Origin of the sequence: Paraburkholderia gardini (genome assembly GCF_907164545.1) — a bacterium.
GTDB lineage: Bacteria > Pseudomonadota > Gammaproteobacteria > Burkholderiales > Burkholderiaceae > Paraburkholderia > Paraburkholderia gardini.
In genome coordinates this window covers 1-23,693 of sequence record NZ_CAJQZB010000021.1, presented here as the reverse complement: position 1 = coordinate 23,693, position 23,693 = coordinate 1, and the positions used below count along the sequence as shown (strand labels likewise).

At 62.4% G+C, this 23,693-nt stretch carries 26 protein-coding genes and 2 pseudogenes; 16 read left to right on the top strand and 12 right to left on the bottom strand.

All coding sequences use genetic code 11. From position 1 onward, the window contains the following. Positions 1 to 31: 31 nt before the first annotated feature. Positions 32 to 532: a DUF6933 domain-containing protein gene (locus tag LPA37_RS15800; RefSeq protein ID WP_229013042.1), complete on the bottom strand. Its 501-nt coding sequence runs from the start codon at positions 530 to 532 to the stop codon at positions 32 to 34. An 81-nt stretch (positions 533 to 613) separates the two neighbouring features. On the opposite strand from LPA37_RS15800, the gene LPA37_RS15795 reads away from it, so the two are divergent. Both LPA37_RS15795 and LPA37_RS15790 read left to right on the top strand, forming a co-directional pair. Beyond that, positions 614 to 889 carry a type II toxin-antitoxin system TacA family antitoxin gene (locus LPA37_RS15795; protein WP_228977127.1) on the top strand — a complete coding sequence of 92 codons (276 nt, stop codon included), beginning with the start codon at positions 614 to 616 and terminating at the stop codon, positions 887 to 889. Next, positions 877 to 1,410, top strand: a complete 534-nt coding sequence (locus tag LPA37_RS15790; protein ID WP_228977125.1) for a GNAT family N-acetyltransferase — start codon at positions 877 to 879, stop codon at positions 1,408 to 1,410. The genes LPA37_RS15795 and LPA37_RS15790 overlap by 13 nt, the downstream gene beginning before the upstream one ends. A gap of 261 nt (positions 1,411 to 1,671) precedes the next feature. On the opposite strand, the gene LPA37_RS15785 is transcribed toward LPA37_RS15790, so the two are convergent. The 7 genes and pseudogenes from LPA37_RS15785 to LPA37_RS15755 form a co-directional block, all read right to left on the bottom strand. Next, positions 1,672 to 1,965, bottom strand: coding sequence for a type II toxin-antitoxin system RelE/ParE family toxin (locus LPA37_RS15785; protein ID WP_228977123.1), 294 nt, complete (start codon positions 1,963 to 1,965; stop codon positions 1,672 to 1,674). Then, positions 1,962 to 2,240, bottom strand: a complete 279-nt coding sequence (locus LPA37_RS15780; RefSeq protein ID WP_229013041.1) for an antitoxin of toxin-antitoxin stability system — start codon at positions 2,238 to 2,240, stop codon at positions 1,962 to 1,964. Before LPA37_RS15780 ends, LPA37_RS15785 begins: the two co-directional genes overlap by 4 nt. Positions 2,241 to 2,584: 344 nt before the next feature. Beyond that, positions 2,585 to 2,974: pseudogene (locus LPA37_RS15775) on the bottom strand (helix-turn-helix domain-containing protein); the annotation flags it as partial. A 12-nt stretch (positions 2,975 to 2,986) separates the two neighbouring features. Beyond that, a complete protein-coding gene (locus LPA37_RS15770) occupies positions 2,987 to 3,274 on the bottom strand; it encodes a type II toxin-antitoxin system PemK/MazF family toxin (protein ID WP_324251888.1) in 288 nt (95 codons plus the stop codon). Positions 3,275 to 3,348: 74 nt separating this feature from the next. Beyond that, positions 3,349 to 3,663 (bottom strand): AbrB/MazE/SpoVT family DNA-binding domain-containing protein, encoded by a 315-nt coding sequence (locus LPA37_RS15765; protein ID WP_407672536.1) that lies wholly within the window; start codon positions 3,661 to 3,663, stop codon positions 3,349 to 3,351. 160 nt (positions 3,664 to 3,823) lie between these two features. Next, the gene (locus LPA37_RS15760) at positions 3,824 to 4,510 is read right to left on the bottom strand and encodes a Vgb family protein (protein WP_229013040.1); all 687 of its coding nucleotides are present in this window, start codon (positions 4,508 to 4,510) and stop codon (positions 3,824 to 3,826) included. 9 nt (positions 4,511 to 4,519) lie between these two features. Next, positions 4,520 to 5,740 carry a helix-turn-helix domain-containing protein gene (locus tag LPA37_RS15755; RefSeq protein WP_228977111.1) on the bottom strand — a complete coding sequence of 407 codons (1,221 nt, stop codon included), beginning with the start codon at positions 5,738 to 5,740 and terminating at the stop codon, positions 4,520 to 4,522. 126 nt (positions 5,741 to 5,866) lie between these two features. Between LPA37_RS15755 and LPA37_RS15750 the strand changes: the two genes are divergently transcribed. Together LPA37_RS15750 and LPA37_RS15745 are read left to right on the top strand one after the other, a co-directional pair. Continuing rightward, the gene (locus LPA37_RS15750; protein ID WP_228977110.1) at positions 5,867 to 6,652 is read left to right on the top strand and encodes a DUF899 domain-containing protein; all 786 of its coding nucleotides are present in this window, start codon (positions 5,867 to 5,869) and stop codon (positions 6,650 to 6,652) included. Beyond that, positions 6,612 to 7,466, top strand: coding sequence for a DUF2182 domain-containing protein (locus LPA37_RS15745; protein ID WP_229013039.1), 855 nt, complete (start codon positions 6,612 to 6,614; stop codon positions 7,464 to 7,466). Before LPA37_RS15750 ends, LPA37_RS15745 begins: the two co-directional genes overlap by 41 nt. 102 nt (positions 7,467 to 7,568) lie before the next feature. Here LPA37_RS15745 and LPA37_RS15740 read toward each other — a convergent pair whose 3' ends face one another. After that, a complete protein-coding gene (locus tag LPA37_RS15740) occupies positions 7,569 to 8,375 on the bottom strand; it encodes a hypothetical protein (RefSeq protein WP_229013038.1) in 807 nt (268 codons plus the stop codon). Between the two features lie 167 nt (positions 8,376 to 8,542). Here LPA37_RS15740 and LPA37_RS15735 point away from each other — a divergent pair, with 167 nt between their 5' ends. The 6 genes from LPA37_RS15735 (at position 8,543) to LPA37_RS15710 (ending at position 14,899) form a co-directional block, all read left to right on the top strand. After that, positions 8,543 to 8,932: a DUF2946 domain-containing protein gene (locus tag LPA37_RS15735; RefSeq protein ID WP_229013095.1), complete on the top strand. Its 390-nt coding sequence runs from the start codon at positions 8,543 to 8,545 to the stop codon at positions 8,930 to 8,932. Positions 8,933 to 9,037: 105 nt separating this feature from the next. Further along, complete coding sequence (locus LPA37_RS15730; RefSeq protein ID WP_229013037.1) at positions 9,038 to 9,934, top strand: hypothetical protein; 897 nt, start codon at positions 9,038 to 9,040, stop codon at positions 9,932 to 9,934. Between the two features lie 11 nt (positions 9,935 to 9,945). Continuing rightward, positions 9,946 to 10,338 (top strand): copper resistance CopC family protein, encoded by a 393-nt coding sequence (locus LPA37_RS15725; RefSeq protein WP_228977101.1) that lies wholly within the window; start codon positions 9,946 to 9,948, stop codon positions 10,336 to 10,338. 177 nt (positions 10,339 to 10,515) lie between these two features. Next, positions 10,516 to 10,908: a DUF2946 domain-containing protein gene (locus LPA37_RS15720; protein WP_229013036.1), complete on the top strand. Its 393-nt coding sequence runs from the start codon at positions 10,516 to 10,518 to the stop codon at positions 10,906 to 10,908. A gap of 85 nt (positions 10,909 to 10,993) precedes the next feature. After that, positions 10,994 to 13,348 carry a TonB-dependent receptor gene (locus tag LPA37_RS15715; protein WP_229013035.1) on the top strand — a complete coding sequence of 785 codons (2,355 nt, stop codon included), beginning with the start codon at positions 10,994 to 10,996 and terminating at the stop codon, positions 13,346 to 13,348. An 87-nt stretch (positions 13,349 to 13,435) separates the two neighbouring features. Then, positions 13,436 to 14,899, top strand: coding sequence for a PepSY-associated TM helix domain-containing protein (locus tag LPA37_RS15710; protein WP_229013034.1), 1,464 nt, complete (start codon positions 13,436 to 13,438; stop codon positions 14,897 to 14,899). A gap of 35 nt (positions 14,900 to 14,934) precedes the next feature. Here LPA37_RS15710 and LPA37_RS15705 read toward each other — a convergent pair whose 3' ends face one another. After that, complete coding sequence (locus tag LPA37_RS15705) at positions 14,935 to 15,852, bottom strand: AraC family transcriptional regulator (RefSeq protein WP_228977094.1); 918 nt, start codon at positions 15,850 to 15,852, stop codon at positions 14,935 to 14,937. 95 nt (positions 15,853 to 15,947) lie between these two features. On the opposite strand from LPA37_RS15705, the gene LPA37_RS15700 reads away from it, so the two are divergent. Further along, positions 15,948 to 16,697 (top strand): SDR family oxidoreductase, encoded by a 750-nt coding sequence (locus LPA37_RS15700; protein WP_229013033.1) that lies wholly within the window; start codon positions 15,948 to 15,950, stop codon positions 16,695 to 16,697. 237 nt (positions 16,698 to 16,934) lie between these two features. Here the strand turns inward: LPA37_RS15700 and LPA37_RS15695 are convergent. After that, a pseudogene (locus tag LPA37_RS15695) lies at positions 16,935 to 17,177 on the bottom strand (GNAT family N-acetyltransferase); the annotation flags it as partial. Positions 17,178 to 17,207: 30 nt separating this feature from the next. Here LPA37_RS15695 and LPA37_RS15690 point away from each other — a divergent pair. Continuing rightward, positions 17,208 to 17,588 (top strand): TMEM175 family protein, encoded by a 381-nt coding sequence (locus LPA37_RS15690; protein ID WP_229013032.1) that lies wholly within the window; start codon positions 17,208 to 17,210, stop codon positions 17,586 to 17,588. Between the two features lie 66 nt (positions 17,589 to 17,654). Here the strand turns inward: LPA37_RS15690 and LPA37_RS15685 are convergent, their stop codons facing one another. Next, complete coding sequence (locus LPA37_RS15685) at positions 17,655 to 19,418, bottom strand: MOSC and FAD-binding oxidoreductase domain-containing protein (protein ID WP_229013031.1); 1,764 nt, start codon at positions 19,416 to 19,418, stop codon at positions 17,655 to 17,657. On the opposite strand from LPA37_RS15685, the gene LPA37_RS15680 reads away from it, so the two are divergent. The 4 genes from LPA37_RS15680 (at position 19,417) to LPA37_RS15665 (ending at position 23,363) form a co-directional block, all read left to right on the top strand. Further along, positions 19,417 to 19,569, top strand: a complete 153-nt coding sequence (locus LPA37_RS15680; protein WP_228977085.1) for a hypothetical protein — start codon at positions 19,417 to 19,419, stop codon at positions 19,567 to 19,569. The two genes, LPA37_RS15685 and LPA37_RS15680, sit on opposite strands and share 2 nt — an antisense overlap. A gap of 122 nt (positions 19,570 to 19,691) precedes the next feature. Next, on the top strand, positions 19,692 to 21,086 hold the full coding sequence (locus LPA37_RS15675) for a hypothetical protein (protein WP_229013030.1): 1,395 nt from the start codon (positions 19,692 to 19,694) through the stop codon (positions 21,084 to 21,086). A 191-nt stretch (positions 21,087 to 21,277) separates the two neighbouring features. Then, positions 21,278 to 22,273 carry an aldo/keto reductase gene (locus LPA37_RS15670; RefSeq protein ID WP_228977081.1) on the top strand — a complete coding sequence of 332 codons (996 nt, stop codon included), beginning with the start codon at positions 21,278 to 21,280 and terminating at the stop codon, positions 22,271 to 22,273. Between the two features lie 331 nt (positions 22,274 to 22,604). Beyond that, positions 22,605 to 23,363, top strand: a complete 759-nt coding sequence (locus tag LPA37_RS15665) for a molybdate ABC transporter substrate-binding protein (protein WP_228977079.1) — start codon at positions 22,605 to 22,607, stop codon at positions 23,361 to 23,363. Positions 23,364 to 23,693: the final 330 nt, after the last annotated feature.

Genomic DNA, 23,693 nt, shown 5'->3' with positions numbered 1-23,693 from the left:
CGAACAGGAATACGCGCGCGATAGAGCGCAATCAAGCGACCGCGTCTCTATCGCCCGTCAGCTCTTTCAAAGCCCTGTCCGGAAAGACCGGCCCCTTGTAAAGCGGGCTACATGGCGTGTGCGCCAGCCTTAGCGACAGTGCAATGAGGTCGTTGTTCTTATCGCCGACACGGTACGCTTCGGCGAGATATGCAAACTGCGTCATGATCCCGACAATGCTGCGGTTTTGCGTCCTGGCGTACTTGATGGCCTGCATTTGGGATATTTCCGACTCGATGAATGAATCCGGTACGCCGTGAGCGGCCAGTATGTCTGCCAGAGCCCCAGGGAATCTCTTGGTCAGGTCCGCTGCCGGGGCCAATGGCATCAGCGCCGGCACGAGCGTTCGCTCGTTCACAAGCATTGCAATCTGCGGCTTCCATGGCAAAACAGTTGCGTACCAGTTGCCGAGCGTCGTGGTGCTTCTTCCGATCTCGACCACTTCGGGGTTCAGACGCTTGAGCAGCTTCTGCGTACAGTGAAGGTAGAACAAGAAAAAAGGCGATCCTACGTCAAAATACACGCGTACGTCTACTGTGCTAACATGACGTACATCTGAAGGAGGGAATTTCTCATGAGCACGACTACTCGTTCCGCCCGTCTGGGCTTGCGAGCCACGCCGCAGCAGGAAGCGGTGCTGCGCCGCGCAGCCGAGATCGCACACAAATCAATGACCGATTTCATTCTCGATAGTGCCTGCCAAGTTGCCGAACGAACCTTGCTTGACCAGCGTTTGTTCCTCATAACCAAAAGCCAGTCGCAAGCACTGCTTGACATGCTGGATCGGCCGGCGCAAGACAACGTGGGCTTGAAGGAGTTGTTCTCCCGAACGACGCCTTGGGAGAACTGATGCCGCCGTCCCCACCGCAAGCACTGAGTGCAAACCATGTATTGGAAGACTTCGATTGCGGCAAACCCGGCCTGAACGACTGGCTCCTGCGCCACGCGCGCCAGGCTCAAGCGAGCGGTTCAGCCAAGACCTTCGTCGTCACCGACCGTCACCGTCTCGCAGGGTATTACAGCCTGGCTGTAGGGCAGATCGACACCTTGGAGGCGCCCGACCGGGTACGCAAAGGAATGGGAGGTTACCCAATTCCTGTTGTCATCCTGGCTCGGCTGGCGGTAGCAATGCAGGACCATGGGCGTGGCATCGGGATTGGCATGCTACAAGACGCAATCCGCCGTACCGTCGCCATTTCGGAACAAGCCGGAGTTCGTGCGCTGCTAACACACCCGATCGATGTGGATGCAGAGCGCTTCTATCTGCGTTTCGGATTTGAAGCTTCGCCGGTGCAAGAAAAGTTACTGCTTCTGTTGCTCAAGGACGCTCGGCGGTTGCTCATGCCGGCAGCACCAGGCAAACAGAAGTAAGGATCGTCGCGTCATCATCTAGTAACGTCTCGCTGCAGCCCGCGTGACATGACGGTGTTTCTGACGGTATACGCGCACACTTCCCACGCCTCTGCCTTGCTGTGCAAGCGTCTCCGGGCAGACTCAACATAATTGCGCGGTATGTGGAGCGAATGCTTACTGCGTCTCAGGACGGCGATAAATCGTTGAAATAGTCCGGTTTTTCAAGGCGGCGCCAATACGTCTTCGCGCAATAGCTCGCCAGGGTGGGGGGATTCTTCATCATGGCAAATTCTTCAGCAATGGCGGCCACAACCGGGCGATATGGACCAATGCCAGCATCCACACGGTGCCGCCCTCGATCTGATACACAAGCCGGTAGTTTTCGTGCGGAATCAGTTCATGAGTGCCGGGGATCTTGCCGGGACGCCCCAACTCGGGAAAATCAGCCAACTGCGCGGCAGCGTCGCTGAACAATTCGTCCATCCGCGCAGCGGCAGACACGCTATCGGCCGCGATGTACTCCCACACGTCATCCCGATCCTGTTCGGCTTCCGGGGTCCAGACAACCCTCATGCTTTGCTTGCGACGCTTGCGCGCCGTTTCGCAAACCTGGCCTCGACCTCTTCATTCGAGCGACCGCGCCCGGCCCGCAGCGAAACGCGGGCGGCGTCTACCTTACCGTTCAGGAACCCGTCGTATTCGCGAACCGCACGTTGACGTTGCACGAATTCACGCATCAATTCGCGCAACACCTGCGAGGCCGGTCGGTGCATTGCTTCAGCTTCGGCCATGAACTCCTCGCGCAACTCAGCTTCGAGTTTCATCGTAAAAACGGCTTCTTTCGACATAGGCTATCCTCCCCCAGTTACGTCACATACTTACCAAGTATATACATTTTCATTACCTAAGTACGGCTCCAATCCTGTGCATCATCTCTTCTGCCGGCTTTGCGTGACGTTGAAATCCGGATCACTTGCGCGGATCCACCCCTTTTAGGGCACCCGTCCGATATACGATATCTCCCCCTTGATCTGGACCAGCACCATCGCCTGCTTCGTGGAGCCAGGGCACCGACCGTTGTGACCTTGAATGGCGCCCCGCTCGCTACACTTTCATGACATCAGGCTTGACCCCTGGCTGCTCGAGTTGACGGAAGATGAAATGCAGGTGCGCTGCGCATGTTGCTCGACGATCAGCGCAGATCGGCACGAAGATCGCGCACTCCTCTTTCAAGTCGTTGGCGCAGGAGGGTCCGCAACGTTGCTCCGTCGACGTACCCGACCTCGGCTGCGATGGCGTCGAGGTCAAGGCCGCTGCCATGGAGGAGAGACTGCGCATGCTCGACACGCAGGTCCTGAAAGTAGGCAAGCGGCGATTTGCCGAGCACCTCCTGGCACCGGCGTTGCAATGACCGTGCGCTCGTCGCCAGCGCGCTGGCGGCTTCCTGCAGCGAGAACCCTGCCTTGAGATGGTCTCGCGCCCACCGCTCGAAGCGCAGGATGAGCGGATCGGCCTGCGCCAGATGATTGGGGATAATGTACGGCGCCTGCGAGGAGCGTATGTCGGCAAGCAGGTAGCGAGAGTCGTCCCGATCCTAGCTGCAAATCGCGATAATCTGATTCAACTGCTCGCATGCAGCGGCGAACACTTCATCCGGCACACGCTTCCACGGATGCGCCTTCGCTCCCCGTGCTCGCCAGTCAAACGATTTGGGTTGGTGCCCAAGCACGTAGCTCGTGACGTTTTTCGGCCCCTGAAACTTGATGGCGAACGGATTCGTGTCATTGAACCCGGCAGTCGTCATTGGAAGCCCAATGACGATACCTGTTCGCTCGTTGAACTGCCTGGGTGAAAGGACCAGCATCGAGTGCAAATCCCTCATCTCGCGACCGACCTGCGGGTTGCAATCAATCCAGATAATGTCGCGGCGATCAGGCGCCCACAAAGCTGCCGCTATCAAAACACCTCCGCACCAACGCGACCCGTTGCCATCGCCTCACCGCCGTGCTTTGCCGGATCAAACTGTGCCAGCTTCTCCGCGAGCGTGAGCTTACGCGGACCAACAGGCTTCACCGTCACACCAACCTCCTCAGTCGTCACCTCAACCTCCTGACCGACCTCGAAATGCGCCGAGCGCGCGACAGCAGCCGGAATGCGGACAGCCAGGCTGTTCCCCCACTGCTGAATCGTGAGCGTTGCTGTTTTTGCCATGATGCCGCCCCCCATTAACGTATAAACAAGTATATACGTTTTGCGACGGGGTTTCAACATGTTTAAACGGCTGGAGAGTTCTGAGCGGCACGGTGTATCGACAATGCCGGAATCAGCAGGCGAGGCGCCTGAGTCTGTTCCGCGAAAACTCGTTGTAGTCAAAAGCCGCCCGCATAACCGAACCTTCGCGGCCCACTTCACCCCGCGCGAACAGCTTCGATCATTCGCTCGTGGAACCGGCCGGAATCCCGGCGTCGCGGCCCTCGGCGGGAGCGCGTCCGGGACGGCGAACGGCCAGCACCTTCCCGCTGCTCGCGCCTCCGCAGAAGAACTGGTCGCCGCCATTGGATTCGAGCCCCGACACGAACACGCCATGTGGCATATCGAGCGTTTCCAGGACCTCTCCGGTTCGAGGATCGACTCGCCTCAGGTCGCTCGTCTCGTCTTCCCAGGTGCCGTGCCAGAGCTCTCCTTCGACCCACGTGACGCCCGTGACGAAGCGCCCGGATTCGATCGTGCGAAGAATCGCCCCTGTTTCCGGATCGATCTGATGAATCTTGCGGTCCCGGTACTGCCCGACCCAGAGCGACCCTTCGGCCCAGGTGAGCCCGGAATCATTGCCGTCGCCAGGCGCTGGAATCGTAGCCAGCACACGGCCAGTCCGCGGATCGATTTTCTGGATGCGGCCTGCGGCAATCTGGAACAGATGCTGGCCGTCATACGCCGTTCCGGCGTCCGCGGCGACATCGATCGAGCGCAGCGTCTTTCCGTTCGCCGGATCGAGCGCGGTCAGCGTGCGGCCGGTAGCAATCCAGACCTGCTGGCCGTCGTATGACACACCATGCACGGCGTCGACGCCCGGAAAGGGTCCATATTCGTTGATGATTCTGGCGGCAGATCGGTTCATGCGCCCATCCTAGTCGTTCGGTAGTGGAACGGGGAGTAACAACGTCGTCGTGAATCCTGGCACGGGCGGCGTCATCCAGCGACGCGCCCGGCCGCGTCCAGACGATTGCACCTTGCCGGCCGCCGAAAGCGAATCGAGCGCCCGCTGCACCGTGCGCTGGCTCGTGCCCAGCACCAGCGCGAGCGCTGAACTCGACCACGATTCGCCGTCAGCGAGAAAAGCGAGCACCGTCGCGTGCGCCTCCTCGACGGGACGCGCCAGCACGACGACCTCGGGGGCGCGACGCGGCGTCAGCGCAAACCCGCGCTTCGTCGCGCTCACGTCGGCCACGTCACGCAGCGCCGTGCGCAGCCGCCCGACTTCGACCCGCAACCGCGCGCGATGCGATTCGTCAGCGGTCTTCGCGCGAAAGGCCCGCGCAACGAGCGTATCCCTCGGCACATCTTCCGGCCACGCTTCGGCCAGCACGCGGGCGAGCGTGAACAACACCGGACGCGTCGCAAGCGAGACCTTCGTATCGGTATCGCACACGACGTAACGGCACGCATCGACGACGAGCGCCCGCGATTGAAGCAACGCCTCGACCTCCGCGAGCACGAGGAGTCGCGCCTCGCCGTGCGCGATGAGACGTGCGGTGGGCGCGTCCAGCACCCGCGATGCGCTTTCGACTTCCGCCATCAGCGCGGGAATGCCTGCGTGGCGCGCGGCGCGACCCGCCCGTGTGAGCGCGGCGCGCGCCGGTTTCGTGTGGAGGCGTCGCATGGCTATACCCGCGACGACCAGTTCGTGCGCGGCCCTCGATGCAGGCGGAAAGAGTTCGGGGTCCAGCGCGGCGAGCCGGCGCTCGGCGTCGTCGAGACGCCCCATCAGAAGAAGGCGCCGGACTTCAAGGTAGCGGGCGTGCGCGGCATTCACGCGATCGCCATGCGCTTCGAGCGTCGCTCGCGCTGCGTCGAGCGTTTTCGCGGGCCAGCCGAGATCGCGCGAGGCCAGCGCGATTTCCGCCTCGGCGACGATACATCTCGCGCGAGCCACGGCCTCTTTCGGACCGAACGCGCGCGCGGCAAGTCGCACGAGCGCTTTCGCCCGAACGAGGTCGCCGAGCTGCGCCATCGCGATACCGCGAAGCGCGAGCGCATGCGCGTCGTCGCGCAACGCGACACGATTGAGCGCGCCGAGCGGATCGCCCGCGGCCAGAGCACGCGCCGCGGCTGCGATCAGCGAATCCATGGTCTGGACGAATCCCGCCACACTTGTCACTCCCACCGTTCGAGGCCCGGAAACTAATCTATCACGACCAACAACCCATACGTCGTATCGAAACCGAACGACACCGGAAACCCGATGGAGGGAAGCATGACGACGGAACACACAACTGGAACACGGGAAGCCTGGCTGGCAGCGCGGCTCGATCTGCTCAAGGCAGAGAAGGAATACACGCGGCGCGGCGACGAACTGGCGCAGCAGCGTCAGGATCTGCCGTGGGTGCGGGTCGACAGGACATACCGGTTCGAAACCGACGAAGGCAGCGCGACCCTCGCGGACCTTTTCAAGGGGCGCTCGCAGCTTCTCGTCTACCACTTCATGTTCGGGCCCGACTACAAGGCGGGATGCCCGTCCTGCTCAGCGATCGCGGACGGCTTCGACGGCCTCGTCGTCCATCTGGCGAATCACGACGTCACGCTGATGTCGGTGTCGCGCGCGCCGCTCGCGAAACTGCGTGCGTACAAGGATCGTATGGGGTGGACGTTTCCATGGGCGTCCGCGCCCGGCGGCGACTTCAACTTCGACTTCAATGTCTCGTTCACCGAGGAGCAGCAGCGCGAAGGAACCGTCGAATACAACTACCAGCGCGGCGGCCACGCAATGGACATGACGCCGGTGCCGCAACCGGTCGCCGAGTTCGCGGCGACGTGCGGCACCGACGCGCCAACGTACGCGCGCGAACGGCCTGGCATGAGCGCGTTCGTGCTCGAGGAGGGTGTCGTGTATCACACCTACTCCACCTATGCGCGCGGCGTGGATGGCGTCTGGGGCATGTACCAGTGGCTCGACCGCGCGCCCAAAGGGCGCAACGAGACAGGCGTGTGGTGGCGTCGCCATGACGAGTACGCGAAAAGCACCGCTCAAAGTCGTGGCTGAGATTGGCGCAACGTGCGGACGGGAGCGCTCATCACGCGCTGCCCGGCACGCGTTCCTCGGCGTCTCCGCGCTGCTCTTCGCCGCCAGCGCGGCGACGACGGTCGTGCGGTGCGAGTCGATGCCGGCGATGGGCGAAATGCCGATGCCCGGCGGCTGGACGATGTCGATGATGTGGATGCGGATGTGCGGACAGACGTGGCCCGGCGTCGCGGCGTCGTTCCTCGGCATGTGGGCCGTGATGACGGTCGCGATGATGCTGCCGTCTCTCGTGCCCATGCTCTGGCGCTACCGCGAGGCCGTCGTCAGGACGGGTGAGGCGCGCCTCGCGCAGCTGACCACGCTGGTGGGCGCGGGCTACTTCTCCGTGTGGATGGCATGCGGAATCGCCGCCTTTGCGCTGGGCGCCGCGCTGGCGCAACTGGAGATGCAACTGCCGGCGCTCTCGCGTGGGGTTCCGCTCGTGGCGGGCGCGATCGTCATAGCGGCCGGTGCGTTCCAGTTCACCGCGTGGAAGGCTCGCCACCTGGCCTGCTGTCGCGAGACACCGCCGCGCGGACGTACGTTGCCGGCGGACGCCGCCACCGCATGGCGACACGGCGTGCAGCTCGGCCTGCATTGCAGTTACTGCTGCGCAGGCCTGACCGCGGCCCTCTTCGTCATCGGGGTGATGGATCTGCGGGCTATGGCTGTCGTGACGGCGGCGATCACCGTCGAGCGTCTCGGCCGGTCCGGCGAGCGGGCGATGCGCGCCGTCGGGGTCGTTTTTGTCGCAGCCGGGTTGCTGCTGGTCATACGGGCAGCGCTCGCGGGATGACGAATCACGCATGCACGCGGCGCGTCGGTTTCCGGTGCGATGAATTCACGCTCTCGCCCAGTGGTCGCAATACGGGCTGCTGGCAATCACATCGATCGCGTCTTACTTCGACAGATGCAGCTTTTTCGAAAGCACGATGTCGTGCTGCGGGCTGACCAGCCAGATCGCGTGAATCGTCGCGTGCAACGTCGAGGTTCGCGTGGTGATATCGGTGGGTTCCTCGTTGGTCGGATCGCTGTGTTCGCTTTCTTCGGTCAGATAAGGCGGCATGATGTCGCACTTCAGCACGATCGCGAAGTCTCCAGCCATTTTGGCGAACAGTGCCTGCGAGAGGGTCACGTGTCCCTTGACACTGGTCTCGCGTTTTTCACCCACCTTCAGTTCGATCAGGTCGATGTGCTGGACGTACCCCATGGCCTTCGCCTCGGCCGCGACCACGAGATGTCGGCCACGTCGCCCGGTGATGGTCTTCTGCAGCTGGATCAGGCCCGGAACGTCGTCGCCGGAGAGGTCCACGTCGACCGTCAGCCGGTGCGTGCTCGACCGGTACAGTATTCCGTAGGATGCAGGTATGACGAAAGTCAGTTCGCGGTCGAGCCCGGCCTTCGCCAGATCGATATCATCCGGCGTCCTGCCGGCGGGGACGTGAACAAGGCTCCGCACGCGGTCGCCCAACGATGGCGATTCGGCCTTGATGCGCAGTTTCGCGAGGGCGTCTCTTATGGCAACCGGATCGTCACCGACGAAACGCTGCGTCGATGGCGCTCCGGCGGAAGCGGACAGCTCAGCGGGCGGCACATGGCTAATAGCGGCTGGCTCCGGCGCATTTTCAGCGTGCGTGAGCGACGACGCGCAGACGAGCACGCACGCCGCGGTTGAACGAACCAGCACGGACTTCAGATCAGCCACGGAACCCCTCCAGGATCCAGCCAGTCTAGCGCAACGCCGTGAACGATGGTCCGCTCACCGCCGGGCGAAAACATCAGCCACCGGTAGGTGTAGTCCCCGCGCAGTCATGGCCGCTGCTGTAACGCATGGCATAATCCGCACACAATTGTCACCAGATCGCCGGGCGCATTTTGACTCGCTTCTATCGGAAGATTGGCAGCTTGCTGGGATTGCTCGCGATCCTGATGGCGACACTTGCCCCGACGGTCTCGCACACGCTCGCAGCAAATCGCAACAGTGCCGCGATGTCGCAAGAGGATTGCGGCATGCCCTCGATGCAAGGCGCGGCGCCGGAAGGAAAGGTCGACAAGGCCGGCCAGCATCCATCGATGTCCGATGGGCAGGATTGCGGCTATTGCAGTCTGCTTGCGCACTTGCCTGTGGTGCCCAGCGTGACGACGCTGTTCGTCGTCACGGTCCACGCCATCCAGCATGGCGACGCCACGCGTTTCGAGAGCGTTCGTCGCGTTGAACCGCTCATCTCCGCCCAGCCCCGCGCCCCTCCCCTTCTGTCCTGATTCGAATATCGCCTGCGCGATGCACTGGCTGTATCGCGCCACTGGCGTACGTCTCATCAAAAAGACGCGCGCCGGAATCGCCACGACCCGGTAACAGGACAAGTCATGCACACCATGTCAACGCGCCGCGGAAACCCGCTGCTCGCAACGACGATCGTTTCGGCCCTCTACGGTGCCGTTCTATTCACGCCGTCCGTCGCCCGCGCTCATGCGATCGCGGGCGATCGCGTCTTTCCCTCGACGATGGCCGTCGACGATCCCGGCGTCGGGGATGAGGCGAATCTTCAGTTCGGGCACGTACGTGTTCCTGGGGACGACGGCGACCAGAGCGTCAATACCTTCGACTTCGAATACGACAAGCTGGTCACGTCACGCCTCGCCGTGTCGGTCGGCGGCACGTACGCGATGCAGAACAACCCGACGGCCCACGGCTTCGACAACTTCGACGTTGGCTTGAAGTACCTGCTGTATGTCAACGAGGCGCATGAATTCATGACGTCTGTCGGCGTCGATGCGGAACTCGGCGACACGGGCAGCCACGCGATCGCGGACAGCTTCTCGACGATTTCGCCGACGATTTTCGCCGGCAAGGGCTTCGGCGACCTGCCCGATTCGCTCGCGTATCTGCGTCCGGTCGCGATCACCGGCGAGGTCGGTCCTTCGCTGACGACGGGTGCTGGACAGCCCAACGCGTTCAACTACGGCGTCACCGTGCAGTACAGCCTCCCGTATCTGCAGCAGCATGTGCACGACATCGGGTTGCCGCAACCGTTCGCGAGCATCATCCCGCTTGTCGAGATTCCGCTTTCGAGAAGCCAGGGGCAGACGACGGGGACCGTCAATCCAGGCTTCATCTGGATCAACCGCTACGGGCAGTTCGGCGTCGAGGCGCAGATTCCGGTCAACCGGGCAAGCGGCTCGCACGTGGGCATTCTGGTCCAGGCTCACATCTTTTTCGACGACGTCGCACCGACGACGATCGGCAAACCTCTGTTCCAGTAAAGGAGTCGACGATGTATCAGCACCCAGCAATCCGGTGGCAGGCAAAGGCAAAGGCGGGCGCGCGCACAGCGCTTCTGATCGCGGGATTCGTTTTCGCGAGCGCTGCTTTCGCGCATGTGTTTCCGCAAAAGCAGGAGCCCGGCGCAGGCGCGACGGTCGTCTCGCCCGCAGCCGTCAGGATCACGTTCGACGGGCCGCTCGAACCGGCGTTCAGTTCGCTGACGGTCACCGATGCTGCCGGCAAGCAGATGAACACGGCGAAGGCAACGGTCGACACGCATCAGCCAGCGGTTATTACCGTTGCGTTGCCCACTCTGCCCGCCGGGCACTACACCGTGCATTGGGTTGCCGTGGCGGACGATGGGCACCGGACGCACGGCGACTACACGTTCGACGTGAAATAGCATGCACCCGCCTGTCGTCGCCCGGATCGTGCTGATGGTCGCGGCCACACCCGGCCACAGCATCCCCGCGGCGGCCGGCTAACCATGATTACCCGCGACCGGCGATTCCAGCCTCGGGAGGCTGGAATCAATGGAAGCGCGATGTTAGACTGCTGCGCGTCTTTTACGCTCACCATCATGACACTACGCCCGCGCAACCGGATGACCGCATGGCTTGGCCTGATCGCCATGTGGCTTATCGTGTTCGCGCCGGTTGTCAGTCAGATGGTGGCATCGAACCGCCTGAACGAGCCGACCGCGGCGCTGTGCTCGGCGCTTCATCCTCAAGGCGTGACGCAACTGGCTCAGGCCAGCCCGGCACCGGTTCACCTGAGCCATGCCGATGCCTTCGGCGCCTGCGGTTATTGCCATCTGCTCGAGCATCACGTGGCGCTACCTGGCGTCGCATCGTTCGCGCCCGTTGCTTCGTTCGAGATCGCCCGCGCCGCGCCGTCCACCCTCTCCACACGCTTCACGCCGCTCGGTGCGTTTCCGTCCGGGCGTCCAAGAGATCCCCCCGCTATTTCCTGATTGCTGCTGATTCCGGTCGCGATGCCAGATGCGCTGATTAACTGCGCGCGCGCGATCGTTCGTTCAACGCATCAAGGAAATGCTCATGTTCAACTTCGCATGGCGAAGGCTGTCCGTGGCCGCCTGCGCCAACGCGCGCCGCCGCGCGCATCACGTCACACTCGGCCTGTTGCCGCTCTCTTTCATTCCATCGATCACACATGCGGACGACGTCATCGCCGACACGACGCTGCCCACGGTCGCCGTCAGCGCCGCGGCGAGCGGTGGTGGCGGCGCGGCACAGCCCGCCGTCGATCCCAATCTGCCGGGCTCGGTTGAGACCGTCACCCGCGCGCAGTTCGAAAACTGGAACGTCGCCAACACGGAAGACGTGCTGAAGTACATGCCGAATCTTGCCGTGCGCAAACGCTTCATCGGCGACCTGAACTCAATCATCGCCGTGCGCGGCACCAGCAATACGCAAAGTGCGCGCGGGCTCGTCTATGCCGACGGTCTGCTGCTCAGCAACCTGCTTGGCAACAACTACTCGTTTCCACCGCGCTGGTCGATGGTGTTCCCCGACGAGATCCAGCAGGTCGACGTGATCTACGGTCCGTTTTCGGCGCTGTATCCGGGCAATTCGCTCGGCGCCACGGTGCTGATCAGCACGCGCATGCCGAAGAAATTCGAAGCCGACGCGGACGTCAAAGCGTTCACGCAGCATTTCAGTCTGTTCGGCGTGAACCAGAATTTCAACGGCAGTGAAGCGAGCGCGTCGATCGGCGACCGGATCGGTAAATTCTCGTATCTGCTTGGCGTGAATCACCTGGAAAACACGAGCCAGCCATTGCAGTTCGCGACGCTCGCGAAGTCCGGCACGCCCGCGAAGGCCGGCGATACGCCCGTCACCGGTGCATATTTCTACAACAACCAGACGAACGCGCCGACCGCCGTGCTCGGCGTGAATGGCGAGGGCATCGAGCATACGGTCCAGGACCAGTTCAAGCTGAAGATGCAGTACGACTTCACGCCGACGCTGCAAGCCGGTTTCACACTCGGCTACTGGCATCAGACGTACAGCAGCGCGACTTCGACGTTTTTACGCGACGCGAACGGCAATCCCGTCTATAGCGGCAAGGTCGACATCGGCGGCTACGAGTACACGATCCCCGCCGCCGCGCTTGCGCCGAGCCTCGGACAGAGCGAGAACTGGCTGTACGGCGTCTCGCTGAAAACGCGCAACGAGACGGGCTGGAACGGCGAGGCCATCGCGTCGTACTACGACATCAGCAACAGCGTCGCACGCACCGCGAATTCGGGGGCTCCCGGCAACGACGACGGCACCGTGATTTTCGGCGACGGCACCGGCTGGAAGACGCTCGACCTCAGAACCACCTACACGCCCGCCGCCCGCCAGGCGGGGCTCGCGAATCACTGGCTGAGCTTCGGCTATCACTACGACGACTACTTTCTCGACAACGAGAGCTACAACACGTTGAACTGGCGCGACGGACCGGCCACGACTTTTGCGAACGCGTTCAGGGGCAAGACGCAAACGCAGGCTGTGTACGCGCAGGACGCATGGCATTTCCTGCCGCGCTGGAAGTTCGTCTACGGCGTGCGCTATGAGGACTGGCAGGCGTATGACGGTTCGCAGGCATCCTCCGCCACGACGATCGCTTTAGCCGGTGTGAACCAGCATCACTTCTCGCCGAAGGCCTCGCTATCGTTCGATGTCACCGACGATCTGACCTTGCGCGCATCGGTCGGCCGCGCGTATCGCTTTCCCACCGTCAGCGAACTGTTTCAGGGGCAAATCAACGGCTCGTCGATCGTCAACAACAATCCGGACCTGAAGCCCGAAGACGATCTGTCAAAAGAACTGACGGCCGAATGGGCGCACTGGAACGGACTGTTCCGGTTCTCGCTGTTCCAGGACGACGTCAAAAACACGATTTTCAGTCAGACCGATACAACCGTGATCCCGAACGTGACGAACTTCCAGAACATCGGCAAGGTGCGCTCGCGCGGCGTCGAGACCAGCTATCAGGGGCAGGACGTGTTCGTGCGCGGACTCGATCTGCTAACGAGCGTCGCCTGGACCCAATCGAAGATCATCGAGAATGCGCAGAATCCGGCCAGCGTCGGCAAGTATTTTTATCGCATCCCGCTGTGGCGCGCGACCGTCGCCACGACGTATCACATCGACGAACGCTCGGCGATGACGCTCGCAGCGCGCTATTCAGGCCGTCAATACAACACGCTGACCAATACGGACACGAATCCGGACGTGTTCGGCGGCACGAGTTCGTACCTCGTCGCGGATGCGAAGTTCACCTTCAGGCCAACGAAGCTGAGCGAAATCGGCGTCGGCGTCGACAACCTGTTCGATGAGCGTTACTTCGTCTACCACCCGTATCCGGGCCGCACGTTCTACCTCGAAGCGAAGCTGCGCATGTGAACGCCTGCGCGGCTTCAGGTATCGGGTAGCCCCTTGCGCCGCGCTGCCCGAAATGAAAGATCAATGATTTGTACCCAGGAGGATTGAATGTCCACCACGACTGCTCAACACACTGCGTCATCCGCCGGCACGGCAGGCGCAGGCTACCGGACGCTATGGCGCTGGCACTTTTATGCGGGCCTTTTCGTGATGCCGTTTCTGGTGATCCTTGCGATCACCGGCACGCTGTATTGCTTCCAGCCGCAAATCGAGCCGCTGCTTTACCCTCACCGGCTGGTTGTCGAACCGCAGGCCACGCCGCGGCTTAGCCCTGACGCGTTGCTGACGAAGGCCCGCACGGCGATGCCGGCCGATGCGGTAGCCGTGACCGCCGCGATCGCGACGATGCCTGATCGCAGCGCCGAATTCGTCTTTCGCCTCCGTGATGGAGACAAGCAAAGCGTCTATGTGAACCCCTATAGCGGTGAAATTCTGGGCACGCTGAGTGTCGAGCATCGTTTCATGCAGGTGGACCGCATGCTGCATCGCAAGCTGCTGCTCGGCAAGCCCGGCGAGCTGCTGATGGAACTGGCCGCGTGCTGGACACTGGTGATGATCGGCACCGGCGTCGCGCTCTGGTGGCCACGCGAGAAGACAACCCTGCGCGCCGCGCTGCGGCCGCGTTTCACGCTGAAAGGGCGGCCGTTATGGAAGAACCTGCATGCGGTGATGGGCGCCTGGCTCGCGCTCGGCGCGGTGGCTTTCGTGCTGACCGGTCTGCCGTGGTCCGGCTCGTGGGGCAAACAGTTCAAGGCGCTTGCGACCAGCGCGAACCTGGGTGCACCTGCCGGCTCATGGGGCAGCTTGCCGTTGCGCTCCGCGCTGCCCGGCGCTCATGCGGAACACGCCGGGCACACACATGCAGCGCCCGACGCAGCGGAATCGAAGATGGGATCGATGCCCGGCATGGTGATGGACGACCTGCCGCTGCCGTCCACGCCGTGGGCTGTCGGCAACGTCAGGGTGCCGGAGTCCACCGGACGTAACAGGATGCAGGCGTTGTCGCTCGACCGAGTGATTACGCTGGTGGCATCGCTCGGCGTGACGGACGGCTACGACATCGCGCTGCCGACATCGCCCACCGGCGTCTATACGGTCTCGTACTTCCCCGCCGATCCGAAAGCCGAGCGCACCCTCTATATCGACCAGTACAGCGGAGCGGTGCTGAAAGACATCCGCTACGGCGACTACGGCGCGGTTTCGCAGACGGTGTCGTACGGCACATCGCTGCATATGGGGCGATATTTCGGTGTCGCCAACCAGATTCTGTGCGCGGCGATTTCGTTGGGGCTTGCCGGCATGGCGATAACCGGCTGCGTGATGTGGTGGATGCGTCGGCCGCAACGCTTGCCTGGTGCGCCGTCGCGTGAGCGCGCGCCGCCGCCGATGCGCGGCTGGAAAACCGGCCTCGTATTGCTCGGCATGGTGTTTCCGTTGATGGGCGCGACGCTGCTGGCGATCTGGCTCGCCGACCGGATGCTTTTCCGCGGCGAACAGGAATTCGCGTCCTGAGTCCGCGGATCCGGGCACGGCCTTTTTGGGCCGTCTTACGCGCCGTTCGCGGCCGCCCGCTCCTCGCGCGCGTACTGCGCAGGCGGCCGGCCGACGTGCCGCGTGAAGGCGACGCTGAAGGTGCTGGCGGAGCTGTAGCCGACGCGCTGTGCAATCTCGGCGACACGGCCTGCGTTGCGGCGCAGCAGGTCCTTCGCGAGTGCCATGCGCCAGGTGAGCAGATATTCGATCGGTGCGACGCCGACCGCGCGGCTGAAGCGCTCGAAGAACGTCGAACGCGAAAGCGCGGCCTCCTTCGCGAGCTCGGCGACCGTCCAAGCGTGCGTCGGACGATCGTGCAAAGCACGGATCGCGGCCGCGAGCCGACCGTCCGCGAGCCCGCGCACCAGACCCGGCGACGCGTTCGTTCCTGCCGCGGACCGCAGCGCCTCGATGAGCAGTACCTCCAGCAGCCGTGCGAGCACGACCTCGCGCGCGGGCCGCTGCTCGCGTGATTCCTCTCGCACAAGTTGCACGAGCGTGGCCAGCCGCTGTTCGCCGCGCACATGCACGAGTTGCGGCAGCAGCGAGACCAGCAGGGACGCATCCGGCGAACCGAAGCTGCAGTGGCCCGCCATCATGCGCGCGTCGATCGGGTTGTCCGGGGCGCCGATTCTGAATTCACCGTTGCCCAGCGCGATGGGCGCCGGCGTCTCGACGCCCGGCGGCGGCGGCTCGAGACTGGACATCGCGACGCCGTAAGCCGCTGGAATCAGGACGAAGTCACCCGACAGAAGCTCGATTGGCTGGTGTCCGTCGATCGCGATGCGGCACCCGCCCTCGAGGATCACGCAATAGAACGGCTCGCCGGCATCCGAGCGACTGATGCGCCAGGGGCTGGCGCCGAGGACGAGTTTGGAGAACCGGGCACCCGGCTGCAGCAGCGTCACCACTTCGGCTAATGGATCGATCATCGCCGGACTCCTGCAAATGAAATTCGGATTCTGGATTGTAGCAAGTACGGCCTCGGCGATCTATCGTGTGGGTACACATCCCCATAGGACTTCCCATGAAAACCGTACTGATCACAGGTTGCTCGTCTGGCTTCGGCCTCGAGATCGCGCGCTACTTCCTGGCCCGTGACTGGCACGTCGTCGCCACGATGCGCACGCCGCGCAACGACGTGCTGCCGCCCTCCGATCGCCTGCGCGTGCTGGCGCTCGACGTTACCGATGCGGAAAGCATCCGCCAGGCCGTGGAGGCTGCAGGTGCGATCGACGCGCTCGTCAACAACGCGGGCTTCGGTGCGGCGTCCCCGGCCGAGATCACCCCCATATCGACGGTGCGCGAGGTCTTCGAGACCAACACCTTCGGCACGATGGCCATGACGCAGGCGGTGCTGCCTCAATTCCGGCAGCGCAAGGACGGCGTCATCGTGAACGTCACGTCGAGCGTGACGCTAAAGGTGCTCCCCCTGATCAGCGCCTACCGGGCGAGCAAGGCGGCAGTGAACGCGTTCACCGAGTCCGTGGCGCTGGAACTCGAGCCGTTCGGCGTGCGCGTGCGCCTGGTGCTGCCGGGTCGCTCGCCTGAGACACGCTTCAGCGAGAATGCGCACGACCGCATGCATGGCCTCGACCACGCGGCCTATGCCGACTTCGTGCAAAAGGTCTTCGCGCGGTTGATGGACACATCGTTGCCGGTCACCCATGCGCGGGACGTCGCCGAAGCGGTGTGGCTCGCAGTGACCGACCCGTCGTCCCCCATGCGCATTCCGGCCGGCGCCGATGCCGAGGCGTGGGCGGCCGAGGCCCGTTGACTGGCGATGCTGCCGCTCCTGCGCAAGGCGACGGCAGCCCGCATCGTGAACGTGTCGAGTGGCGTTGGGTCGCTGACGACGAACTCGGACCCGGCTTTCCCCTATCGCGCGATCTTCGGGCCCGTCTACCCGGCGTCCAGGACGGCGTTCGGAGTAAGCGGGTCGATCAGGCGTCTAACCGGTGAACACTGACACTGACATTTGCTCAAGGCTGAACTGGCTAAACGCGAGGTGCGTTCACTGCCGTACCCGATGCGGATCGGCATGTCCGGCGCGGGTAAGGTAAAACGTGCGGCGCAATTCGAAGCCCAGACGTTCATACAATGCAATCGCAGAACGGTTGTTACCGAACACGTGCAGAAACGGCGTCGCCCCCCGGTGCTCAATTTCCCTGCGCAGGATTTTCACGAGCCGACGGGCAAGCCCTTTTCCACGCCAGTCGTCATCCACGCAAACGGCGCTTATCTCAACGAATTCATCGCGATCATCTGGATCAATCACCATCATCTGATGCGGTTCGTCGGTCCACCGACGCTGGCAATGATATGGCTCAACTTCGTTCACCTCTTCCTGGTCTCGCTGCTGCCCTTCGCGACAGCGTGGGTCGCGACGACCCGGTTTGAGTCGTCGTCCGTCATGTTTTACGCAGGCCTTTTTATATGCATCGACACGGCATACAACATTTTTGAGTACCAGGTATTGGCCCATGCGGACGCCGCCATGGTGTCCGCGCGTATGCGGCGTACGGCGAGGTACCGGTCGCTCATCGTCCTTGCGGGTTTCACGACCGCCATGCTGGTTGCAATCGTCGCCCCGCACCTTGGGTTCGGTCTGATATGCGCGGCTCTGATGCTCCACCTGCGGCCGGATATCTCCGGGATTGGGGCGTGACGATTACGTACCGGTAGCACCTGTGAAAGAGCCGCTCACCTCAAAAAAGGGCGACCAGGTTCGCGCTCACAAATCGACGACGACGTCCCCGACCGGCTGCGCGCAGCAAACAAGAACGTTCCCTTGCGCAGGCATGTCGAGCGGCTCAGGACCATAGCTGACGGTCCCCGAAACCAGTCCGCTTTCACAGTTATGACAGACCCCGGTTCGACACGACCAGCGAACCGGCACGTCACACGCTTCGGCCAGATCCAGAATGCCCGGATACACCGCCGCATTCCAGTGTGCCGCGACGCCGCTGCGCGCGAATGAAACGAGTGGCCCGGTGTCGGCATCTCCTTCCGGCGGGTGCGGCGCACGCGCCCGGGCGCCGACGATTCCAGGTGTCAGCGCCTCACCGCCGTTGAAGATTTCGGCGTGAATCCGCTCAGGCGCGACGCTCAGGGCGGCGAGCGCCATTCTCATGTCCGCCATGAAGCGTGTTGGGCCGCAGAGGTAAAAATCCGCCCCTCGCGGCACGCCTGCCTCGTCGAGCGCCGCGCGCGACAGGTGACCGGTCGCATCAAAATCCTCGCCGATGCGGTCGCGCGAATCCGGCCGGCTGTAGCAGACATAGCTGCGCCCGTGCGCCAGTGCGTGCACGAGACCGCGGGCTTCATCCGCGAATGCGTGGTACTGCCGGTCGCGAGCGCCGTGGAGCCACCACACCGGCCGCGTCGAGCCGGCTGCGGCCAGCGCGTGCAGCATGGCAAGAACAGGTGTCACGCCGATTCCCGCGCTGAGCAGCACCAGCGGACCGTTTCCGGGCTGCAGAACAAAGCCGCCGCGCGGCGCGCTGACGTCGAGTGCATCTCCGACGTGGACATGCTTATGCAGCCAGGTTCCCGCAGCCCCATTCGGCTCGATCTTGACGCTGATCCGATAGCGCTGCGTCGATGCGGCGCCCGAAAGCGAGTAGCTGCGAAAGAGCGGCGGGCCGCCGGTGGGCCGTGGCAGACGCAGCACCACGTACTGACCGGGTAGCGCCGTTTGCTGCGGTTGGCCGCTCGTGTCCTGCAACGTCAGTGAGCGCACATCGGCGGATACCTGTTCGATCGCCGTCACCGTGAGCGGCCGGAATCCGGGTGCGACCGGATGTGCGGCGGCTGCCGGCGCAAGTCCTGCGTTCCCGCTCGCCGTACCCGTCGTCTGGTCCCGCAGCAGCGCCTCGAATGACCCGCGCCACCCGGGCGACAGTGCATCGATGCGTAACGCCTGCTCCAGCCGGTCGCGCGGATGATGAGGCGAATACAGGAGCGCGTTGATCCCGGCGACGCTCATGCGCTCGTCTGCCTCGCCGACTTTCACGATGTCGTCGCCAGCGCCGACGGCGCCCTCCTGCAGGACGCGGAAATAGAACCCGGGCCGTCCGCTGGATGTCAGCAAGGCAGGCATCCGGGGCTCGTTCGTCCGGATACCGACGCGGTAGCAGGTCACCCGAGGTTGCGTCACCTCGAACACGGCGGTGCCGATCCGGTAGCGGTCACCGATGCACACCGCGGAGTCCGGCATGCCTTCGATCGTGAAGTTCTCGCCGAACTGTCCGTAGACGAAGTCGGTCCGCTTCAGTTGCGCCTGCCAATGGCGATACGATTCGATCTGGTAGACGAACACGGCCCGCTGCTCACCCCCGTGCCCAGCCAGATCGCCCTGACCGTCTCCGGCCAGATTCAACCGTCCGGCCCAGCAGCGCCCATGCACCGGCTCCTTCCAGATTCCGGTGTGGACCGTGCGACCTTTCCAGTCGATGTCGCGCGGCAGTCCGACATTCACCGATAGCAGTCGAGCCATGTTTGTCTCCCTGAATCGCGAGAGCGCGGCCGTGATGGCCGCAGTATCTGCATTCGAACTGACAGGCGACGCAAATGCGTTGCTACCCCTGCTGGCGGCCGCCGCGGTCGCCTATGTCAGTGGGGGCGGCCATTGCCGGATTGCGACCTGAGACAGTAAGCGAGGGGCATAACTGAAGTGCCCGCGTTTGCTGGCGCACATACCTGCCATGTGAATGATGCGGTACTGCGCCCATTCTATCCTCGACACTTCGTCTCGCAGGAGTGCCCAGACATGTCACGGAAAGCATCGATCGCAGGCGTGTTGCTCTTCACGTTGCTGGCGCCGTGTTCAGCGACCCGTGCCGACTCCGGGAAGATCGTGGACATCGCATTCTCAAACGGGATGCGAACCAACTTGCAGGGAGCCGTCGATCATCTGGTACGTCTTGTCGCCGACGTCCGCGATGGCGGCAGGCGCCCCAATGCCGGGCGCAATGTCATTCTTCTCTATCATGTTGGCGCGACGGGGAAGAATCTGCAGGAAGTGGCGCTTCAAAAAGTTCTGGAAACCAGGGATCCGGAAGCGGTTGCCGCCATTACCCGTGCGCATTTTGAACTGCTTCTGGAGAAGCCGGATTTTTTGAGCCCCTACGTGAAGGAACTGGCGACGGCGGCTGCCGATCCGGTGGAGGATCTCCGGATTCGCACGATTAATCTGCTCGACCCGCCGAAAACCGTGCTGATGGAAACGCTTGATGATGCGAAGAAGCTTCACGACGCCCTCCAGACTGGCGCGGACCTTCTGCTGGTTTCGCATTCACAAGGCAATCTTTACTCCAACATGGCGGTTTCGGCGCTCCAGAAAAACCTTGGCGACACGCAACGCGCGCGCTTGCATGTGGTTGGAGTCGCAGTTCCCGCAGCCTGGATCGTCATGCCGAACGGATCGAAAGCGCAAACCAACTACATGACAAGCTGGTTTGACGGAATCATCGGCGGACTACGGGGCTACATCAAGGCGAACAATCCCGCCATGGATGTCAGGAATTTCGACCCGCCGCTCAAGCCGAACATGGTGGCCGCGTTCGACTTCCTGGGTGGGCACGACTTCGAATCCATCTATCTGTCCTCCGGCAGCGAGAGCAACAAGATCTTCCTCTCGCTCGTCGACTGCGTGCTCAGGACGGCAAACGGCACCTGCAATCTGGACAATCCGGTGACTTCTTCACCCCCTCCTCCGAAGCAGGTCGCGAGCCAGTATTTTCGCAAGCGTCCGGAGAATCCGCCAAACGATGCACCGCCGCCGCCCGTCTCCATGGCTCAAGAGTCGTATCCTGCGAGCGTTATCGAGAAGATTCTCGTCAAATATCCCGAGGGCATGAGACCCGAAGTGCGGCAATTCGCGGAGCGCCTGTGGGCGTTCTGGGTGACGGCAGCGAAGGCAGGTAACTTCGATCAAATCCGGTCCGAAGAGTACGAGATGGCTGCAAGCGAGATCCAGCTGCTGGCCGACATGCAAATTCGATTTCCGGCATTATCCCGCGATGAACTGCTTCGGGACATCCAGGCCGCGTTGTGCCAGGACGCACAGGTTTTTAGCAGCTATGTCCGTGCGGACAGACTGGTAAGCGGCCACCCACTCGAAATCCGGATCGAAAAGTACGTGCGCGATTTCATGAAGCTGTAGCAGGGAAATCCCCTGACGTCATCAACACGCAAAATCGATCGCTGACAGCGCGGCATGGATTCGGGCACCTGCCACGTCTACAGCGTCCGCCTGGTTGTTACACTGTGAATGAAAGGCCACTGGCACTGATGCAGTGCGGCTCATTGAAACGCCAGCGACGTAACTTCGCAAAACACAGGACGAGCACTTAAATGACACTCTTGAAGAGAAAATTTGGTCGTACCGGCTGGAATGTGTCGGAAATCGGTTTTGGAGCATGGGCGATTGGCGGCTCGTGGGGCGGCGTCGCCGAAGACGACGCCAAGGCCGCGCTAAACGCCGCGCTCGATAACGGCGTTACGTTCATTGATACGGCAGACGTCTACGGTGACGGTCGTTCGGAACGGATTATCCGGGACGTGTTGCGGCAACGAGGCGGCGAGCGTCCCATCGTGGCGACCAAGCTTGGGCGTCGACTCGACCCGCATGTAACCAGTGGCTATACGAACAGGCGTGAGCTCGCGGGTTTCATCGACCGGAGCCTTTCGAACCTGGGCGTCGATACGCTCGACCTGGTGCAATTGCATTGCCCGCCGACGGAGGTTTATTACCATCCCGAAGTGTTCGACGCGATGGACAGCTTTGTCGCTGCCGGCAAGATCCGCTTCTACGGCGTGTCGGTCGAAAAGGTCGAGGAAGCGCTGAAGGCGATCGAGTATCCCAATGTGGTGTCGGTGCAGATTATCTACAACATGTTCCGTCAACGCCCTGCCGATTTGTTCTTCAGGCAGGCGCAAAAGAAGAACGTTGCAGTCATTGCGCGAGTGCCTCTGGCGAGCGGGATGCTGACGGGCAAGATGTCCGCGAATTCGGTTTTCCCGTCTGATGACCATCGTGCTTTCAACCGCCATGGCGAAGCGTTCGACGTCGGCGAAACGTTCTCCGGGGTGCCTTATGACATCGCGTTGAAAGCGGTCGACGAGCTGCGCGGCCTCGTATCGGTAGACGCCTCCATGGCGCAACTGGCGCTTCGCTGGATTCTCATGGAGGATGCCGTCTCCGTCATCATCCCGGGCAGTAAAAACGCGGTCCAGGCGGCGTCGAACGTCTCGGCTGCGAGTCTCGCGCCGCTGTCCGATGAGGCCATGCAGCGCGTCCGCGAAGTCTATGAGCGCCATATAGCGCCTCAGGTCCACCAGCGCTGGTAAAAAATTTCCAGCCAGTGGAGGGGCGCCGCGTCGCTGTCATTCGACGGGCCCCCTCGGTCGGCGCTGCTCCGTCCCGTCATTTGCCGGACGCTCATGGGTTTGCCGGCCGCTTATCGCAGGTGTACGCTTTCCGTGTACCTGGAATCAATAGCCTCTGACCGCCTGGCTGCGATGTGCGGGGTGCGCCGGTAGCGCTCTGCAAGCACTGAGTTTCGGCCCGGCCTGCTATGAGTGAAGGCTACAGGTTGTGTTAGTGAATCGTTTGCAGAACTTCCATGTGCGTTGACCAACACCCAGCGCCAGACGTTCGTCAACAGGACGTGCCGATTCCATGAACGCAAAATTTAACCGCATCAGCCTGCACACTTTCCTGGCAGGCTCATTCTTTATGTTCGCTGCAACAGTTCAAGCAGTCGACATCAAGGTCATGAGCGATAGCCCACTCGAGCCTGCGCTAACCAGGGTCGTCGATCTTTATCGCCAGCAGACACATAATCAGGTCAGCCTGGTTTTCGACCCATCGCCTGTTGTGAAGAAAAGGATTGAAGACGGCGAAGCGGCCGACGTTGTTATCGTTCAGCCGGACTTTGCTGAGGACCTTACGAAATCGGGCAAAGCAAGTGCTGGAGACAGACCGGTAATCGCACACGTTGGCGTCGGCCTCGGTAACCGCAAGGACGGCCCGGCGTACGATATTTCAACTGTTGAAAAGCTCAGGAGCACGTTGCTCGGTGCAGACCTCCTTGTCTTTAACAGTGTTAAATCGGGGCAGGCCTTTGCAAGCACCCTTGAGCGGCTGGGAATCGCAGAAACACTCAAGCCGAAGATTGTCCGCACGACGCCCAACGGGATTTTTGAACCTGTGCTAAAAGGCAACGGCAATGATATGGTGGCCGGTACGATACCGCTCATCGCGACGACACCCGGCATAAAGCTTCTTGGCCCGCTTCCGGGTGATCTCCAGAGCACTCTCACGTATACCGCCGTGCTCATGGCGAACACCTCACAACGCGATACAGCTGAAGCTTTCATCAAGTTCCTGGCATCGCCAGAGGCAAAGGAGACTTTCGCCGCGAACGGTGCCAGGTGAATTAACAGACCGCCGAAAAACTCAGCGACCGGGGTTGGCTCGATCTTGTCGCGGCGAGAGGTGGAGAGCGTTTGGGCACACCCTCGCTTGCGAATGGTTCCGGATCATGAGTCCGGGCGGGACGCCATGCAGTATTTCTCTTGAGGAAGACGCGCGACTGCGGCGACAGCAGGAGCTGGGCGCAGGCCGGTAACCGTGCTCGACGTTCCACGAAGATAGCCCTGAAGTGAAGGTCGTCGAGAAATGTCGCTGTCCGGCCATGAGCCGTCCGTCGCGTATGGCCGCTTTGGGCGGACGTAGCTTCTATGTGCCGATTGCAACACCGAAGCT